At 61.7% G+C, this 16,689-nt stretch carries 17 protein-coding genes; 16 read left to right on the top strand and 1 reads right to left on the bottom strand.

Going from position 1 to position 16,689, the window contains the following annotated elements:
• Positions 1-20: 20 nt before the first annotated feature.
• Both yqeK and rsfS read left to right on the top strand, forming a co-directional pair.
• Positions 21-554, top strand: a complete 534-nt coding sequence (gene yqeK, locus DWW73_RS06730; protein WP_199413482.1) for a bis(5'-nucleosyl)-tetraphosphatase (symmetrical) YqeK — start codon at positions 21-23, stop codon at positions 552-554.
• Between the two features lie 28 nt (positions 555-582).
• A complete protein-coding gene (rsfS, locus tag DWW73_RS06725) occupies positions 583-1,038 on the top strand; it encodes a ribosome silencing factor (RefSeq protein ID WP_117564251.1) in 456 nt (151 codons plus the stop codon).
• A gap of 101 nt (positions 1,039-1,139) precedes the next feature.
• Here rsfS and dinB read toward each other — a convergent pair whose 3' ends face one another.
• Positions 1,140-2,396 (bottom strand): DNA polymerase IV, encoded by a 1,257-nt coding sequence (gene dinB, locus DWW73_RS06720; RefSeq protein WP_117779099.1) that lies wholly within the window; start codon positions 2,394-2,396, stop codon positions 1,140-1,142.
• 201 nt (positions 2,397-2,597) lie between these two features.
• On the opposite strand from dinB, the gene rpsP reads away from it, so the two are divergent.
• From rpsP to DWW73_RS06650, 14 genes are all read left to right on the top strand, one after another.
• Positions 2,598-2,939 (top strand): 30S ribosomal protein S16, encoded by a 342-nt coding sequence (gene rpsP / locus DWW73_RS06715; RefSeq protein WP_022094749.1) that lies wholly within the window; start codon positions 2,598-2,600, stop codon positions 2,937-2,939.
• Positions 2,940-2,981: 42 nt separating this feature from the next.
• The gene (locus DWW73_RS06710) at positions 2,982-3,227 is read left to right on the top strand and encodes a KH domain-containing protein (protein WP_171021534.1); all 246 of its coding nucleotides are present in this window, start codon (positions 2,982-2,984) and stop codon (positions 3,225-3,227) included.
• Between the two features lie 34 nt (positions 3,228-3,261).
• Complete coding sequence (gene rimM / locus DWW73_RS06705) at positions 3,262-3,753, top strand: ribosome maturation factor RimM (protein WP_233509150.1); 492 nt, start codon at positions 3,262-3,264, stop codon at positions 3,751-3,753.
• 10 nt (positions 3,754-3,763) lie between these two features.
• On the top strand, positions 3,764-4,522 hold the full coding sequence (gene trmD / locus DWW73_RS06700) for a tRNA (guanosine(37)-N1)-methyltransferase TrmD (protein ID WP_117779097.1): 759 nt from the start codon (positions 3,764-3,766) through the stop codon (positions 4,520-4,522).
• 2 nt (positions 4,523-4,524) lie between these two features.
• Positions 4,525-5,088, top strand: a complete 564-nt coding sequence (lepB, locus tag DWW73_RS06695; protein ID WP_117779096.1) for a signal peptidase I — start codon at positions 4,525-4,527, stop codon at positions 5,086-5,088.
• A 59-nt stretch (positions 5,089-5,147) separates the two neighbouring features.
• Positions 5,148-6,059 (top strand): glycine--tRNA ligase subunit alpha, encoded by a 912-nt coding sequence (locus tag DWW73_RS06690; protein ID WP_006236091.1) that lies wholly within the window; start codon positions 5,148-5,150, stop codon positions 6,057-6,059.
• A 3-nt stretch (positions 6,060-6,062) separates the two neighbouring features.
• The gene (gene glyS, locus DWW73_RS06685; RefSeq protein WP_117779095.1) at positions 6,063-8,159 is read left to right on the top strand and encodes a glycine--tRNA ligase subunit beta; all 2,097 of its coding nucleotides are present in this window, start codon (positions 6,063-6,065) and stop codon (positions 8,157-8,159) included.
• A 34-nt stretch (positions 8,160-8,193) separates the two neighbouring features.
• Positions 8,194-9,069 carry a pyruvate, water dikinase regulatory protein gene (locus DWW73_RS06680; RefSeq protein WP_117779094.1) on the top strand — a complete coding sequence of 292 codons (876 nt, stop codon included), beginning with the start codon at positions 8,194-8,196 and terminating at the stop codon, positions 9,067-9,069.
• 292 nt (positions 9,070-9,361) lie between these two features.
• On the top strand, positions 9,362-12,112 hold the full coding sequence (gene ppdK / locus DWW73_RS06675) for a pyruvate, phosphate dikinase (protein ID WP_117779093.1): 2,751 nt from the start codon (positions 9,362-9,364) through the stop codon (positions 12,110-12,112).
• Between the two features lie 212 nt (positions 12,113-12,324).
• Entirely contained in the window at positions 12,325-12,666 is a 342-nt protein-coding gene (rplS, locus tag DWW73_RS06670; RefSeq protein WP_006236098.1) for a 50S ribosomal protein L19, read from the top strand.
• Between the two features lie 93 nt (positions 12,667-12,759).
• Positions 12,760-13,548, top strand: a complete 789-nt coding sequence (locus DWW73_RS06665) for a ribonuclease HII (RefSeq protein ID WP_055250018.1) — start codon at positions 12,760-12,762, stop codon at positions 13,546-13,548.
• A gap of 189 nt (positions 13,549-13,737) precedes the next feature.
• Entirely contained in the window at positions 13,738-14,223 is a 486-nt protein-coding gene (locus DWW73_RS06660; protein WP_117766661.1) for a YraN family protein, read from the top strand.
• Positions 14,223-15,746 carry a YifB family Mg chelatase-like AAA ATPase gene (locus tag DWW73_RS06655; RefSeq protein WP_117766659.1) on the top strand — a complete coding sequence of 508 codons (1,524 nt, stop codon included), beginning with the start codon at positions 14,223-14,225 and terminating at the stop codon, positions 15,744-15,746. The genes DWW73_RS06660 and DWW73_RS06655 overlap by 1 nt, the downstream gene beginning before the upstream one ends.
• Positions 15,746-16,678, top strand: coding sequence for a DNA-processing protein DprA (locus tag DWW73_RS06650; protein ID WP_117564298.1), 933 nt, complete (start codon positions 15,746-15,748; stop codon positions 16,676-16,678). Before DWW73_RS06655 ends, DWW73_RS06650 begins: the two co-directional genes overlap by 1 nt.
• The last annotated feature ends 11 nt before the right edge of the window (positions 16,679-16,689 follow it).

Below are 16,689 nucleotides of genomic sequence, written 5' to 3'. Positions count from 1 at the left end.
AAGAGCTACTCGATGTGCGTATGAAGGATAAGCGCAAGCGCTACATGCATTCGCTGGGTGTTGCTGAGACCGCGCTTCATCTGGCCGAGGTCTACCGCGTTGACCGCTTTGATGCCGCTGCCGCTGGCTTGATTCATGACTGGGATAAGGTACTCTCCGATGACGAGCTCGTGGCCCGCGCGTTGCACTACGGCATTAAGGTTGCCGGCTCTCCTTCGGCCGCGACGCCGCTGCTGCATGGCCCGGTTGCCGCCTATGAGCTTCCGCAGCTATTTCCCGAGCTATCGCCAGCCGTTTTCCAGGCTGTCGACCGTCACACGGTGGGCGCCTGCGACATGACGCCGCTCGATATGGTGGTCTTTGTGGCCGATGCCATCGAGCCCAACCGCCATGGTGATTATGCCCACGCGCTGCGCAAGATGGTGGGGGAGTCGACGCTTGACGAGTTGTTCTTCTCCTGTTTTGCGCAGGGTCTGGTCTACGTGATCCAGTCCGGGCGCTATCTTTATCCCACGGCTATTACGATTTACAACCATTACGCCCAGCTGCGCTAGCTCGGGTGTGTCTAGAAAGAGGTATTCCATGGCCGATGAGACCATGACTGACGAGCAGATTCTTGAAGGTGTGGAGCACAAGAGCTTCGTTGCCACGTCCGACCGCACCGCTGCCTCGCTGTCCGCGAGCGGTGTCGCCGCCGAGGATGTCGCCCGCGCCGCCGCGCAGGCCGCCTACGACAAGAAGGGCGAGGACGTGCAGGTGCTCGATCTGACCGAGCTCTCCGACGTGTGCGATTACTTTGTGATCGCCACCGGTACCAACAACCGTCAGGTCGATTCTATCGTCGACGAGATCGAGGAGAAGGTTGCCGAGGCCTGCGGTGAGCACCCGTTCTCCATCGAGGGCCGCGAGCAGAAGACCTGGATGCTCATGGATTACGGCTCGGTTGTCGTCCACGTCTTCACCCCTGAGGCCCGCGACTTCTACCGCCTCGAGAAGCTCTGGGGCGACGCTCCCCAGCTCCCCCTCAATCTCCTTTAGGACCTTATTTGGGCAGGGCTTCTCTAGAGCCACCCTCTACCGTTCGCCGGGCAGTTGCACTACCTGCAGCTGCCCCGCTTTCTTTTTGCCCAAAACGCAAATCATTGGGAGGAGAAACGGGATTGGCGGCCGAAGGATAGGGCGGTGTCGCCGAATTTGTCTCGGACGGCGTCGATGGCGACGGAGAGGTCGCGGCGGTCGCTGGATTGGGCTCCGCGGTCATCGATCTCGCAGAACAGGTCGGTTTGGATACCGCCTTGGTGGTTGAAGTCGCTCATGCCGATACCCGCTAGACGCACGTGCATGCCTTCTTGCCAGATATTGTCGAGCAGCTCGAGCGCTACGGCAACAAAGATATTCTCGTCGTCGGTGGGGTGGGGCAAGCGGCGCTGTGCCGTGCGTCCGCTGCCGTAAGAGTATTTGAGCTTGAGCGTTACGGTTCCGCCTGTCAGCCCCTGACGGCGCAGGCGGCGCCCAACCGACTCGCCGAGCAGCGCGATCGCCGCCTCGATATCCCCACGCTCAGTCAAATCCTTCGCAAAGGTGCGCTCATTGCTCACCGATTTAACTTCACGTTCCTCTTCCAGGCTGGTGACCTCGGATACTTCGAGCCCCAAAGCACGTTGACGCATGCGCTCGCCATTCACGCCAAAGATTGCAGCCAGGGTGGACTCTGGCGCGCGTGAAAGCTCGCCGAGCGTATAGACGCGCATGCGACGCAGTCGCTCCTCGGCTGAACGCCCGATTCCGCTCATGGCAGATACCGGCAGCGCGGCCAAAAAGCGCTGCTCGGTTCCGGGGCGCACGATGGTCAGCCCAAACGGCTTGTCCCGTTCGCTTGCGATCTTTGCGACCGTCTTGTTGCAGCCCACGCCAATGGAGCAGGTCACTCCCAGCGCCGCCACGCGGTCGCTTATACGCCGCGCAACCAGTAGCGGGTCTTCGGGCGCAAAGCGGCCCGGCGTGATATCGATAAAGGCCTCGTCGATGGATACGCGCTCAACGCGCGGGGTCTCGTCGGCGAGAATCGCCATGACCTGCGCGCTGACCTCGTGGTAGCGATCGAAATGCCCATGCGTCCAAATGGCCTGTGGGCACAGACGCCGCGCCTCGGCCGAGGCCATGGCAGAATGCACACCAAAGCGACGTGCCTCGTACGAGCACGTGGACACGACGCCGCGTGATTCGGCGTCTCCGCCCACGATGAGCGGTTTGCCGCGCCATTCGGGATGATCGAGCATCTCCACGCTCGCAAAAAATGCATCGAGGTCCATCAGGCCCACCGCCGGACCCGTCCAGGGCGGCGGCGTGACGCCCGCAGCATCCTCATAACCGTATGTATGTTCGCGTCTTTCCATGTCATGAGTATACCGCGCAACTCATGTGGGGTGCGTGTATGTGCTTGCAAATCGCGAATTCTTGTCTAAGATATGGATTTGCCTTCGACTACACCGAAGAAGTTGGTCTCACGGACTTCACCTGCCCGCGTCGATGGCGTATTATGTTCAACTGTTTGTTTGTAGTTGCAGCCTAAAGCTGCTTGGTTGGAGGAGTTTCCTTTGGCAGTCAAGATTCGCCTTGCTCGTCACGGCGCTAAGAAGCGTCCGTACTACCGTGTCGTCGTCGCCGATTCCCGCGCCCCGCGTGACGGTCGTATCATCGAGGAGGTTGGCCGCTACAACCCGATGACCGCCCCCAAGACCATCAACCTCGACCTCGAGAAGATTGCTGACTGGCAGTCCAAGGGCGCTCAGCTCACCGACGCCGTCGCCGCTCTGGTCAAGGCCGCTAACGAGGGCGAGAAGACCGAGACCGTCGTCAAGAAGTCCAAGAAGCAGCTCGCCAAAGAGGCCGAGGCCGCTAAGGCTGCCGCTGAGGCCGCTGAGGGCGCCGAGGAGTAAATCGTGCCTGAGGTTGACGCTGCACAGCTCGAGGGTGAGGCAATGCTCTCAGATCGCATCGCCGATCTCGTCGAATATCTCGTTGTTCAGATCGTCGACGACCCGGATTCCGTGAGCCTCGAGGTCATCGATGGTGACGACGCCTCTACGATTGAGGTTTCGGTTGCCGAGGATGACGTCGCTAAGGTCATCGGCCGTCGCGGCCGTACCATCAAGGCCATTCGCACGCTCGCCCGTGCACTGGCCGCTCGCCTCGACACCGCTGTCGAGGTAGAGGTTCTGGGCTAGGACCTTGAGGTCCCAGTACAAAAACATCGCCCGTGTGGTCAAGCCGCACGGAAGGAAGGGGGAGGTCCTCGCGCAGCCGCTGCGGGGGCTTCCTTCTGTATTGGAGCCGGGTATGCGCGTCGCCTTGACGCCGCCGGCGCTCAAGCGCGACCGTTTTTGCACGGTCGTGTCCGTCACCGATACGGGCGATGGCGATCTGGTCTCGTTTGAGGGCATAGATGACTTGACGGCCGCTGAGGGCATCACCGGATGCTATGTGCTGGCCAATCGTGACGACTTCGAGCTCGATTCGCTCGACGCCGCCTATACCGACCTTATGGGTCGCGAGGTGGTCGATGAGCGCTTTGGCTCGCTCGGTACGATTGTCGAGATCATGTCGACGCCCGCCAACGATGTTTGGGTTGTCGAGGGCGATCGGTACGGCGAGGTGCTGATTCCCGTGATCGAGCAGGTTGTGCTCGATCTTTCCGACACAGGAACAATTTCCGTCCACGTTATGGATGGCTTGATCGATATGGACAAGTAGGGAGGACAGCATGCTGATTGAGACCCTTTCGGTCTTTCCCGAGATGTTTGAGCCCGTCATGTCCACGTCGATTTTGGGCCGCGCCCGCAAGGTCGGCCTTTTTGATTTTAAGGCGTATAACCTGCGCGACTGGACGCACGACCGCCATCGCACCGTCGATGACGAGCCGTATGGCGGCGGGCAGGGCATGCTCATGAAGGTCGAGCCCATTGCCGAGGCAATCGAGGCCATCAGCTCCGAGGGTCCCAAGCCCACCGTGGTGTTCTTCACCCCCTGCGGGGAGCCCTTTACGCAGCATGTGGCCGAGCGCCTGCTCAAAAGCGAGCGCCTGCTGTTTGTGTGCAGCCGTTACGAGGGCGTCGACGAGCGCGCATATGCGTATGCCGATGAGCGTCTGTCGATCGGCGACTACGTGCTCACAGGCGGCGAGCTGCCCGCTATGGTCGTGGCCGATGCCGTCGTACGGCTCATTCCCGGAGCCTTGGGCGACGAGATGAGCAACGTGGACGAGTCTTTCTCGACCGCCGAGGACGGTGGCCTGCTCGAGTACGCGCAGTACACCCGCCCCGCCGAGTTCAATGGCGAGGGCGTGCCTCCAGTGCTCGTAAGCGGCGACCATGCCAAGGTCGATGCCTGGCGTCGCAAAAACGCCATCGAGCGTACCTGTCGTTGGCGTCCCGATCTTATCGAGACGGCACGACTTACGGTAGAGGAGCGCGCGTACGCGCAGGAGATCCTGGACGCTTCGTATTCACAGAGCGAGGAGTGAGAATGGTTCCATCGCAGCATTCCGTGCTAAGGGGTGCGTTTGAGTGGATCGCGGTCATCGCAATCGCGCTCGTGGCCACCTTCCTGATCCGCACCTTTGTGGTCGAGCCCTTTGTGGTGCCCACCGGCTCCATGGAGGATACGATCGAGATCGGCGATCAGATTCTGGCGCAGAAGGTGACGCTCGAACTCGGTCAGCCCGTCAAACAGGGTGATATCGTGGTGTTCCACAACCCCGATGGTACCTCCGAGCACGATGTTCTCGTCAAGCGCGTCATCGCCACGGCCGGTCAGACGGTCGACCTGCAGGACGGCAAGGTTGTCGTCGACGGCCAGGCGCTCGACGAAGACTATACGACCGGCATGAGCTGGCCGCTTTCGGTCCAAGCCCCCGGCGCTCAGGTGAGCTATCCCTACACCGTCCCTGACGACTGTGTGTGGGTGATGGGCGACAACCGCGAGAACTCTGCCGACTCCCGCTACTTTGGCCCGGTCGACCGCTCCGACTTGATAGCCGTTGCACTTGTGCGCTACTGGCCGCTCAACCGTATCGGCGCTATCGACTAAAAACCGCTATAGTACAGTACCTAACCGTGTAATCGTTTCGACGAGGGGATATTAGAGGCATGAACGCTTCATCGCTTTCCTTCCAAGACATCATCCTGCGCCTCCAGCAGTACTGGGGCGAGCAGGGCTGCGTCATTATGCAGCCCTATGACTCCGAGGTCGGTGCCGGTACCTTCCATACCGCGACCACGCTGCGCTCGCTCGGTCCCGCCGAGTGGCGCACCTGCTATGCGCAGCCCTGCCGCCGTCCCGCCGACGGCCGCTACGGCGAGAACCCCAACCGCATGCAGCACTACTATCAGTTCCAGGTGCTCATCAAGCCCTCGCCGGTCAACGCCCAGGAGCTCTACCTGGGTTCGCTGGCCGCCATTGGCCTGGACCCCAACGACCATGACGTCCGCTTTGTCGAGGACGACTGGGAGAGCCCGACGCTCGGTGCCTGGGGCCTTGGCTGGGAGGTCTGGCTCAACGGCATGGAGGTCACGCAGTTTACGTACTTCCAGCAGGTGGGCGGCATCGAGGTCGACCCCGTGCCCGTCGAGATCACCTATGGCCTGGAGCGTATCGCCATGTACGCCCAGGGCGTCAACTCGGTTTACGACTTGGTGTGGAGCTACCTGCCCGACGGCACGCCCATGACCTACGGCGACGTGTTCCTGGAGAACGAGCGCGAGTTCAGTGCCTACAACTTTGAGGTCGCCAACGTCGAGATGATGCGTCAGAAGTTCGACGACTATGAGGCCGAGTGCCACTCCTGCCTGGAGCGCAAGCTACCGCTGCCGGCGTACGACTGCGTCATGAAGTGCAGCCATGCCTTCAACCTGCTTGATGCCCGCGGTGCGCTGTCCGCAGTCGAGCGCGCCAACTACATCCTGCGCGTCCGCGCCGTCGCCAAGGCGTGCTGCGAGGCCTATATGGCCGAGGTCGCCGGAGTCAACGAGAATGCCGACCAGGAAGGCGAGGTGGCGTAAGCCATGGCAGACGCTAAGGATTTCCTGTTTGAGATTGGTACGGAGGAAATGCCCTCCGCACCGTTGAACAATGCCGTCAAGCAGCTTGGCACCATGATCGCCAAGGGTCTCGACGAGGCCGGTCTGGCCCACGGCGAGGCCCGTGTGATCTCGAGCCCGCGTCGCCTGGCTGCGCTCGTTGCCGACGTCGCCACCGCGACTGATGAGGTTCACGAGGTCAAGCGCGGCCCCGCGGCCAACATCGCCTTCGACGCTGACGGTAACGCCACCAAGGCCGCCCAGGGCTTCGCCCGCAAGTGCGGTGTGGCTGCCGAGGATCTGGTCCGTCGCGAGGACACCGACGGCCGTGAGTACGTCTTTGCCGAGAAAAACATTCCTTCCGCCCCGGCCACCCCGATCCTGACGGCCCTGTGCGAGAAGACCATCGCCGGCCTGCAGTGGCCCAACTACCGCTCCCAGCGCTGGGGCCACGAGCACGCGACGTTCGTGCGTCCGGTCCGTTGGATCTGCTGCCTTCTGGGCGAGGACGTCGTGCCCGTGTCGTTTGCCGACGTGACGAGCGGCAACACCACGCGCGGCCATCGCGTCCTGGGCCCCGGTGACCATGTGGTCGCCAGCCCCGACGTCTACGAGCAGGTGCTCGAGGACGCCGGCGTGCTTTCTGCCGAGCGCCGTCGTGAGGCCATCCTTGCCGGTATCGCCGAGGTCGAGGCTGCGCGCCCCGGCTGCCACGTCGATACGCCCAAGAAGGTCTTTGAGGAAGTCATCAACCTCTGCGAGTGGCCGACGGTGCTCGTCGGTACCTTCGATGAGGAGTTCCTCAAGGTCCCGCATGAGATCATCTGCGAGTCTATGCTCACCAACCAGCGCTACTTCCCGATTTATGACGGTGAGGGCAAGCTGACGCGTGAGTTCGTGGTCGTCTCCAACAGCAAGCCCGAGAATGCCGAGCGCGTGATCGACGGCAACGAGCGTGTCGTGCGCGCCCGCCTGGACGACGCCAAGTTCTTCTACGAGGAAGATCTGAAGATCTCCCTCGACGAGTTCCGTGAGCGCCTGGCCAAGGTCGCCTTCCAGGAGAAGCTCGGCAGCGTGCTTGCCAAGTCCGAGCGTATTGAGCAGCTCGCGCTCGCTATTGCCCGCGAGGCTCACCTGGGTGCCCATCTGGCCGCTGATGCCGGCCGCGCCGCACATCTGTGCAAGGCCGACCTGGTGTCCAACGCCGTCGTCGAGTTCACGAGCCAGCAGGGCGTGATGGGCGGTTATTATGCCTCCGCGATGGGGGAGAACGACGAGGTCGCCCACGCCATTCGCGATCACTATCGTCCCCGCTTTGCCGGCGACAAGCTGCCCGAGGGCACCGCTGGCTGCATCGTGGCCTGCGCCGACAAACTCGATACCATTGCCGGTATTTTTTCCATCGGCGAGCCCCCGACCGGCTCTTCCGACCCGTACGCGCTGCGTCGCGCCGCTATCGGCATCATCAACATCCTGCGCGATCGTCTGCCGATCGACCCCACGTCGCTCATCGACTTTGCACTCGAGCTCTACAGCGAGCAGGGCATTGAGTTTGACGCCGCCGCGGTCTTCCAGCAGGTTCGCGACTTCTTCCACGGCCGTCTGGTGAGCATGGCCCGTGACGAGAAGATCCCGGCCGATACCGTCGCCGCCGTATCCGCGGTGCACATCATTGCCCCGTCGGTCTTCTTCGCCCGCTGCGCCGCCCTCGACGAGGCCCGCAAAAACGACGCCGAGACCTTCGACAACCTGGCGACTGCCTACGCCCGAGCCGCGCATATCTCCAAGCCCGAGCTGGGTGTGGAGTACGACCGCAGCCTGATGGGCGAGGTCGAGCTTGCACTTGCCGACGCCTCCGAGTTCGCTCAGACCGCTGTCGATGCCGCCCTTGCTGCCGAGGATTACCCTGCCGCGTTTGCCGCTCTGGCCGCCCTGCGTGCCCCCATCGACCGTTTCTTTGACGAGGTTATGGTCATGGACAAGGACGAACAGCTTCGCGATAATCGCCTTAAGCTGCTCAACCGCTTCGAGGCCGTTTTCTCCGGCATCGCCAACATTGGTGAGCTTGCCCGCAAAAAGTAAGCTAGCCTGCGCATATGCGTAAAAGGAGCCCCGCATGGATTGCCCGGTCACCGCTCGTCCCACCGTTATCGTTATCTCCGACTCGCTCGGTGATACCGCTTGTGAGGTGGTGCTTGCGGCGTCCGGGCAATTTGATGAAGGGGCTTTTCGTGTTTTACGTCTGCCTAAGGTGACCTCGGTGGAGCAGGTCAAGTCGTTTGTGGGCCCGCGAGTCGATGCCGACCATCGCGATATCGCCGTGTTCCATACCATCGTCGACCCGGCGCTTCGCGCCCGCGTTCTCGACTACCTGGGTATGCTGCATATCCGTTCGGTCGACCTGATCGGCCCGACGCTCGCTGTGCTGTCGTCGCTCATCGGTGTGCCGCCCAAGGGCGTTGCGGGCGTGATTCACAAGACCGATGACCGCTATTTCCATCGTATCGAGGCCATGGAGTATTTCGTTGAGCACGATGACGGGCGCGGCTGCGACGATCTGTCGGGCGCCGATATCGTGCTGCTGGGTGTGTCGCGCACGTCCAAGACGCCGCTGTCGATGTATTTGGCCTATCAGGGTTACAAGGTTGCCAACGTTCCGTTGGCACATGGCATGGAGCCGCCGAAGTCTATTTACGAGATTGACCCGATGCGGTTGTTCGGCTTGATTTCGACCGTCGACGTCATCTCCGAGATTCGCGATAGTCGCTTGGGCGATGACTATGCCCGTGCCGTCGCCGGCTCCTATGCCGAGCCCGAGAGCGTGCGCAGCGAGCTTGAGGAGGCCCGTGCCCTTATGAAGCGACTGGGCTGCTTTGTGGTGCGTACCGACGGCAAGGCGATCGAGGAGAGCGCCTCCGAGATCATCGTTCACCTCGAAGAGATTCAAGAGGCAAGAGCCCGTCGTGCCGCCCGCCGAGCTCAACAGCAGTAGTCCTTTCTGGGATGACAAGGTAGCTAAAATTGCTCGTCTCAAATTGACTAGTTTTGATAAAGCGATTTAGCAGTTTCTACCACTTTTGACCTGCAACTCCCTTGCATTGGTATCTTCATAATGTAACCACCTTTACCTACCGTTTATCGCTACATTTACCACGTTTACCAAACCCCGCGCCCTCTACGCAAGCCTGGTCAAACGCCCGCCGTATAGTACCCTCACGGCTCGCATCCGGCGGGTCGATTCGTCACCACGGTCGTGCGCGTAAGCGCATGGAAGGGGAAGCATCGTGAGCGATTGCAAGAGGGTTTACCGTTTTGGAACCGACGCCCAGGGCACCTGTGTCACTGAGGGCGACAAGTCCATGAACTTCGTGCTTGGCGGCAAGGGCGCAAACCTTGCCGAGATGAGCCGAATCGGTCTGCCGGTTCCCGGTGGCTTTACCATTACCTGCCAGACCTGTGTCGAGTACTCCGGTGCCGACAACGTCTGGCCCGAAGGCGCACTCGATGAGATCGTTGCCGCCGAGGCCGACCTCGAGGCCCGTTGCGGCAAAAAGCTCGGCGACGCCTCCGATCCGCTGCTCGTGTCGGTTCGCTCGGGCGCTCCGTTTTCCATGCCCGGCATGATGGACACGGTCCTCAACCTAGGCCTCAACGACGACTCCGTTCAGGGTCTCATCGCCCAGACGCAAAACCCGCGTTTTGCCTGGGATAGCTATCGTCGCTTTATCCAGATGTTCTCCAACGTCGTTATGGGTGTTGACGCCGATCTGTTCGAGAACGCGCTGACCCAGGCACGGCTGGTCTCCGGCGTTCGCGTCGATTCCGAGCTTTCGGCCGAAGACCTGCAGGAGCTCGTCGAGACCTTTAAGGGCATTTTCTCCGAGAACGTCGAGGCCGCCCTGTACCCCGAGCTCGAGGTCGCTGACGGCAAGCCCGTCTTCCCACACGATCCAGAGCTCCAGCTGCGCCTTGCCATCCAGGCCGTCTTTGGCAGCTGGATGAACGAGCGCGCCTGCATCTACCGCAAGCAGCACGGCATTTCCGACGAACTCGGCACCGCCGTCAACGTCCAGGCCATGGCCTTTGGCAATAAGGGCGAGACCTCTGCGACCGGCGTCGCCTTCACGCGCAATCCGGCCGACGGCACCAAGGAGTTCTACGGCGACTTTCTGGTTAACGCCCAGGGCGAAGACGTCGTCGCCGGCATTCGCAATACCGAGCCCATCGCCGACCTAAAGACCACCCCGGGCCTCGAGTCTGCAGGCGAGGAACTCGAGCGCGTGTTCCTGACGCTCGAGGATCACTATCGCGATATGTGCGATATCGAGTTCACTATCGAGCAGGGCAAGCTCTGGATGCTCCAAACCCGCGTGGGCAAGCGTACCGCTACTGCCGCCCTGCGCATCGCCATCGAGATGGTCGAGGAGGGCCTGATCACCCGCGAGGAGGCCGTGAGCCGCATCGACCCCGCGCAGCTCGACCAGCTCCTGCACCCGCAGTTCGACGCCTCCAAGAAGTATGAGGCACTTGCTACCGGCCTTAATGCCAGCCCCGGTGCCGCCGTGGGCGAAGTCGTGTTCTCGAGCGACGATGCCGTCGCGCGTTCCGCCGAGGGCCACAAGGTCATTCTGGTTCGCTGGGAGACCAACCCCGACGACCTGAAAGGCATGGTCGCCGCCGAGGGCATCCTGACCAGCCACGGTGGCAAGACGAGCCATGCCGCCGTTATCGCCCGCGGCATGGGTACGCCCTGCGTCTGCGGCGTCGAGCGCTTCCATATCGACGCCGCCGAGAAGATCGTGCACATCGAGGGCAGCGACCGCGTGCTGCACGAGGGCGATGTCATCTCCATCGACGGCACCCAGGGTATCGTCGTCGACGGCGCCGTTGACCTGGTCTCGGCCGAGCTCACCGGCGACCTGGACACCATCCTGTCCTGGGCCGATGAGATTCGTCTGGACGAGACCTCTGGCCACGCCAACCATGTGCGCGTCAACGCCGACAACCCCGAGGACGCTGAGCTCGCCCTCGAGTTTGGTGCCGAGGCCATCGGCCTGTGCCGCACCGAGCATATGTTCCTGGGCGATCGCAAGAACATCATCCAGAGCTTTATCCTGTCCGACGACGAGGCCGTGAAGCAGCAGGCCCTGGCCGACCTGCTCAAGGTTCAGACCGAGGACTTCCTGGCGATGTTCAAGACCATGTCCGGTCGCGATGTGGTCGTTCGCCTGCTCGATCCGCCGCTTCATGAGTTCCTGGATAGTCCTCGCGAGCTCGAGGTCGCCATCACCAAGAAGGAGGCCGCTGGCGCCAGCGAGGAAGAACTTGCCGCCCTGCGCGCCCGCCTACGTCGCATTGACGGCATGGTCGAATCCAACCCGATGCTCGGCCTGCGCGGTGTGCGCCTGTCCGTAGTCTTTAGCGATCTGCCGCTCATGCAGGTTCGTGCCGTCGCTACGGCTGCTGCCCGCCTGATCAAGGAAGGCGGCGACCCGCGCCCCGAGATCATGGTCCCGCTCGTTTCCATCACGGCCGAGCATGTCCAGACCCGCGAGGTCATCGAGCGCGTGATCGCCGAGGTTTCCTCCGAGGAGGGCGTCGAGCTCAACATTCCCGTGGGCACGATGCTCGAGCTGCCGCGTGCCTGCATGGTCGCCGACGAGATCGCCCATCATGCCGACTTCTTCTGCTTTGGCACCAACGACCTCACGCAGACGACCTTCGGCTTCTCTCGTGACGACGCCGAGGCCAAGTTCATCCCCCTGTACATGCACAAGAAGATCTTGAAGGACAACCCTTTCGAGACCATCGACGCGGCGGTGCTCGAGCTGGTGCGCATGGCCGTCGAGAAGGGTCGCGCCACCAACCCCGACATGCACTTTGGTGTGTGCGGCGAGCACGGCGGCGACCCCAAGTCCATCAAGGCCCTGTTTAACGTGGCCGACGTGGACTACGTATCCTGCTCGCCCTATCGCGTGCCCCTCGCGCGCCTAGCTGCCGCCCAGGCCAAGCTCGAGGCCAAGCGTTCCGCCTAGCGTTTAGCGTTTAGACGCCTAGCGTAGCCCCCCCCTTCATACCGCCCGTCTCATTCGTGAAGCGGGCGGTTATCATGTGCGGGTTTTGTCTTTTTGTCTGCGCAAAAAATTGTTCTTGCAGCAGAAACCCGCGCGTGTATACTCGAATACGTTTGTTCAACTACGTGCCGGCCAAGGTGGTACGGCACCTCTAGAAGAGTAAGGAATTGCACATGGATTACATCCGCGCAATCGAGCGTCAGCAGATCCGCGAGGACATTCCTCAGGTTCGCGTCGCCGACAACGTCAAGGTTCACTACCGCATTAAGGAAGGCGACCGCGAGCGCATCCAGGTTTTCCAGGGCGACGTCATCCGCATGGCCGGCGCCGGTGCCCGCGAGACCTTCACCGTCCGCAAGATGTCCTTCGGTGTCGGTGTTGAGCGTACCTTCCCGCTTCACAGCCCCAAGATCGCCAAGCTCGAGGTCGTTCGCCATGGTCGCGTCCGTCGCGCCAAGCTGTACTACCTCCGCGACAAGGTGGGCAAGGCTGCTCGCATCCCCGAGAAGCGCTAAGAAGATCGCAGCGTCTGTCCACTCGTTTGGACACGAGGGTCACCTTCGGGTGGCCCTTCTTTTTATCTGATTTGCATGCAAGGAGGGTCTGGTATGGCCAACATGACGAGCTCGGTTTCGGCATCGCAGGTTGCCGGCGAGCTGGCGAGCGCCACGTTCGAGGAGATTCCCGCCCTCGTGGAGCATTATCGCGAGGACCCGCGCCAGCAGGTGATCAAGGCTTGCGAGCGTGCTCTTAAGCGCCATGCCAAGGAACTTGCCGAGCGCGAGCGCGTCAATGACATGTACGAGCTTATGCATGAGCTTGGCGGCGATGGGGTGGTCGTTGGTGTCGACGAGGTAGGTCGCGGATCGGTGGCCGGCCCTTTGACGGTATGCGCCGTCTGTCTTCCTATGGAGCCGCGCGTCTGGGGTATCAACGATTCCAAAAAGCTCACGCCCGCGCGCCGCGAGTTGCTCTCGGTGAAGATAGCCGAGGTGGCGACTGCCATCGGCTTTTGCCATATCGCGCCGAAGGATATCGATGAGATGGGCATGGCCCGTGCTATCCGTACTGCCGTTGCGGGCGCCGTGGCCGATACGGGACTTGAACCCGACTGCGTCCTCATGGATGGCAACCCCTTGGGCGCCGTTCCTAACGAGCGCGATGTGGTGAAGGGCGATGCCAAAATCGCCTGCATCGCCGCGGCGTCCATCATGGCCAAGGTCACGCGTGACGAGATGATGGTCGAGTACGACGCCGAGTATCCCGAGTACCATCTGGCCGAGTCGAAGGGCTATGCAAGCCCCGAGCATATCGAGGCCATTCGCAAACATGGACTTTGTCCACTGCACCGCGTGAGCTTTTGCGGAAACTTTCTGCAGACTGAGCGCCTTTTCTAGGTCAATTGTGGAGACAGGGACCTCAGGGGTTTTATAAACCTGCTGGTAGCGGGCCGTATGCAACACCATTGCTGCGTACGGCCCGTTTTTTGACGGCATTTGGTCAGCTTTTGGTTTGCTTCCGGTACTTACCCGCATGAAAGGTGCCCTCATCATCGGGGCAATGCAGTGTGCGGGAAAGGAGACCCCATGAGTGCCGCAAGCAAAAAGAGCAAGACGCAGCAACTCAAGGAGCGTTGGGAAAACGGCGAGCTCGACTGTGGGGCGATGACGCCCGACTTTATCAAGGGACTCAGTCCCCGCGAGCTGGGCATGCTGGGCGAGCTGATCACCATCGACTACTTTAACGAGCGCGGCTACACCTTGCTGGAGCAGGGTTATCGTTGCACCGAGGGCGAGGCCGATCTGGTGCTGCTCGATGAGCTCGACGATGTCGTGGTGATGGCCGAGGTCAAAACCAGACGAGTTGCACTGGATTGCAGCACGCGGGTCTTTCCCGAGGAGGCCGTGGACGCCCAAAAGCAACGCCGCTACCGCCGCATCGCAAGTTGCTACCTCATGGAGCATTATCCGCTCAAGGCGATTCGCTTCGATGCCGTGGGCGTCACCATTCGTGGCGGGCATATCGCCGAGATCGAGCATCAGTACAACGCGTTCGATTGGCAGGTGTCGTGATGGCGTTCGAGACGTTTGCCGTTCACGCGGCCTGCATCCGCGGCGTCGAGGCGATTCACGTCACGGTCGAGGTCTCGCTTGCCGGTGGCGTTCCGGGCATCCAGATGCTCGGCATTCCGAGCATGGAGGTGATGGAGTCACGCGGTCGTATTCGCTGCGCGATGCGCTCCGCCGGGTTCGAGATCCCGCGCTCGGGCATTACGGTCAATCTGGCGCCTGGCGATATTCGCAAGACCGGTAGCGGCTTTGATCTGCCCATCGCCATCGCGGTATTGGCGGCCGATGGTCAGATTCCCCGCGACAACCTCGATCGTTGTCTTATCGCTGGTGAGCTTGGCTTGGACGGTACGGTGCTTCCTGTCAAGGGCGAGGTGGCGTTTCAGCTATTGGCGCGTGATATGGGGCTGTCCTTTATCGCCGGCAGGTCCGATCAGCATGTGCCGCTTGCGGGCGTGGATTGTGGATTCATCGATCATTTGTCTCAGCTTGCCCATGGCATGGGCGATGCCGCGCGGCACTACTTGGATTCTGAAGTGCTCGAGGCGACCTTTGAGCCCGAGCTCGACTATGCCGACGTACTGGGGCAGGAGGTCGCCAAGCGCGGCATGGCGCTTGCGGCGGCAGGAGAACTCGGCTTGCTCATGATCGGGTCCCCGGGATCGGGCAAGACGATGCTCGCGCGTCGTATGACCGGCATCCTGCCCGAGCTTTCCGTTGAGGATCAACAGGAGGCGCTGTGCATCCATTCGGTTTTGGGTGAGAACATTGATGGCTTGTTGGCGGGGCACCGGCCCTTCCGCAGTCCCCATCACAGTATTTCGACCGCAGGTCTTATCGGCGGTGGGCGCCCGGTGCACCCGGGTGAGATCAGCCTTGCTCATGGCGGCGTGCTATTTTTGGACGAGCTTGCTGAGTTTCCCACGGGTGTGCTGCAGACGCTGCGTCAGCCCATCGAACGCGGCTACGTCAGGATCGTGCGCGTCGACGGGGCTTTTACCTTCCCGTCGCGCTTTCAGCTGCTGGCTGCGAGCAATCCCTGCCCCTGCGGCTTTTTGGGCGATCGTGAGGTACCGTGTCGCTGCTCGGCGGCGATGGTCGAGCGCTATCGGTCTAAACTGCGCGGTCCTTTGGCCGACCGTATCGACATGATGATCGATGTGACCCGTCCCGACCCTCAGGTGATTATCGAGGGCGCGGAGGGTATGTCGTCTGCCGAGTTACGTGACTACGTTGTGCGCGGTCGCGCTTTTCGCGCTTGGCGCGAATCCCGTATGGACGATGCGGATGCCGAGGCCGAGGATGACGAGACACGGTCCATTGACGGCGTCGTTTCGACCTTTGAGCTCGATGATGCGGCGGAGAAGTGTGTGCTCGGCCTGTCGAAGCGCACGCATCTCACGGGCCGCGGCATCGTGCGCCTGGTGCGTATCGCGCGTACCATCGCCGACGTCGCCGAGAGCGAGCAAGTGACGCAGGACCACGTGCTCGAGGCGGCGATGTACCAGGGAAGGAGGGACCAATGATGGCCGAGGGGACCTTCGAGCTGCATCCAGGTGACGCGTTGTATCCCGAGACCGTTTTGGAGCTTTCTGATGTACCCCAGACACTCTATGTGCGCGGCAACCCCGAGGTGCTTTCGACGCCCGCGCTCTCCATCATCGGCGCGCGCAAGGCCTCTCCGTATGGTCTTGCCGTGGCAGAGCTTGCGGCAAAGGTTGCGGTCGAGGCGGGCGTGACGGTAGTTTCGGGCGGCGCGGTCGGTTGTGACCAGGCCTCGGGTTGGGCTGCGGTCAATGCCGGCGGCAAACACGTCGTGGTGCTGGGGACGGGCGCCGACGTGGTCTACCCGCGTTCGAGCGCGGGGCTTATTACGCGCACGCTCGATACGGGTGGCGCGGTCGTGTCGATCTCTCCGTGGGGCATGGGTCCGCGCAAGTTTGCCTTTCCGCGCCGCAATCGCGTAATCGCGGCCCTGTCGCAAGCCCTCTTTGTATCCGAGGCGGGTATGCCTTCCGGGACGTTTTCTACAGCCGAGGCTGCTATGGATTTGGGGCGAGAACTTCTTGCCGTGCCAGGGTCGATCCTATCGCCCGAGTCGCGTGGCACGAATTACCTCATTGCGAACGGTGCCTGCTGCATCATCGACGAGGAATCTATCGAGATGGCTATTTCACGCATCTACGGCACCCTGCGCTACTCGCGCCCCGATGCTCCCGGCATTGCCGACCTGGATCAAACACAGCAGACCGTGATGCATGCGCTCATCGCCTCTCCGCTCAAGGTCGACGACATCGCGGCGCTCGTCTCGCTCGATGCCGTCGGCGTACTCAAACTCCTGGGTTCGCTTGAGCTCGAGGGTCTTATCGAGCGCATGATGGATGGAAGGTATGCGCCCTCCAAGTTTGCCCTTCACGCTCAGACACCCTTCGGTCACAATGGAAAACATGTCAATTAGAAAGGTGTTTG

This window comes from Collinsella sp. AF16-8, from assembly GCF_003462695.1.
GTDB lineage: Bacteria > Actinomycetota > Coriobacteriia > Coriobacteriales > Coriobacteriaceae > Collinsella.
Note: the sequence above shows the minus strand (reverse complement) of the source record. Positions and strands in the feature narration are given on the sequence as shown.

What these genes read in the sequence shown, in the direction of transcription:
- trmD (WP_117779097.1), top strand. Translation starts at nt 3,764, where the DNA reads ATGCTGATTGAGACCCTTTCGGTCTTTCCCGAGATGTTTGAGCCCGTC.
- DWW73_RS06655 (WP_117766659.1), top strand. Translation starts at nt 14,223, where the DNA reads ATGGCGTTCGAGACGTTTGCCGTTCACGCGGCCTGCATCCGCGGCGTC.
- glyS (WP_117779095.1), top strand. Translation starts at nt 6,063, where the DNA reads ATGGCAGACGCTAAGGATTTCCTGTTTGAGATTGGTACGGAGGAAATG.
- DWW73_RS06650 (WP_117564298.1), top strand. Translation starts at nt 15,746, where the DNA reads ATGGCCGAGGGGACCTTCGAGCTGCATCCAGGTGACGCGTTGTATCCC.
- yqeK (WP_199413482.1), top strand. Translation starts at nt 21, where the DNA reads ATGAAGGATAAGCGCAAGCGCTACATGCATTCGCTGGGTGTTGCTGAG.
- rsfS (WP_117564251.1), top strand. Translation starts at nt 583, where the DNA reads ATGGCCGATGAGACCATGACTGACGAGCAGATTCTTGAAGGTGTGGAG.
- DWW73_RS06665 (WP_055250018.1), top strand. Translation starts at nt 12,760, where the DNA reads ATGGCCAACATGACGAGCTCGGTTTCGGCATCGCAGGTTGCCGGCGAG.
- dinB (WP_117779099.1), bottom strand. Translation starts at nt 2,396, where the DNA reads ATGGAAAGACGCGAACATACATACGGTTATGAGGATGCTGCGGGCGTC.
- DWW73_RS06690 (WP_006236091.1), top strand. Translation starts at nt 5,148, where the DNA reads ATGAACGCTTCATCGCTTTCCTTCCAAGACATCATCCTGCGCCTCCAG.
- rplS (WP_006236098.1), top strand. Translation starts at nt 12,325, where the DNA reads ATGGATTACATCCGCGCAATCGAGCGTCAGCAGATCCGCGAGGACATT.
- DWW73_RS06680 (WP_117779094.1), top strand. Translation starts at nt 8,194, where the DNA reads ATGGATTGCCCGGTCACCGCTCGTCCCACCGTTATCGTTATCTCCGAC.
- DWW73_RS06710 (WP_171021534.1), top strand. Translation starts at nt 2,982, where the DNA reads ATGCTCTCAGATCGCATCGCCGATCTCGTCGAATATCTCGTTGTTCAG.
- lepB (WP_117779096.1), top strand. Translation starts at nt 4,525, where the DNA reads ATGGTTCCATCGCAGCATTCCGTGCTAAGGGGTGCGTTTGAGTGGATC.
- DWW73_RS06660 (WP_117766661.1), top strand. Translation starts at nt 13,738, where the DNA reads ATGAGTGCCGCAAGCAAAAAGAGCAAGACGCAGCAACTCAAGGAGCGT.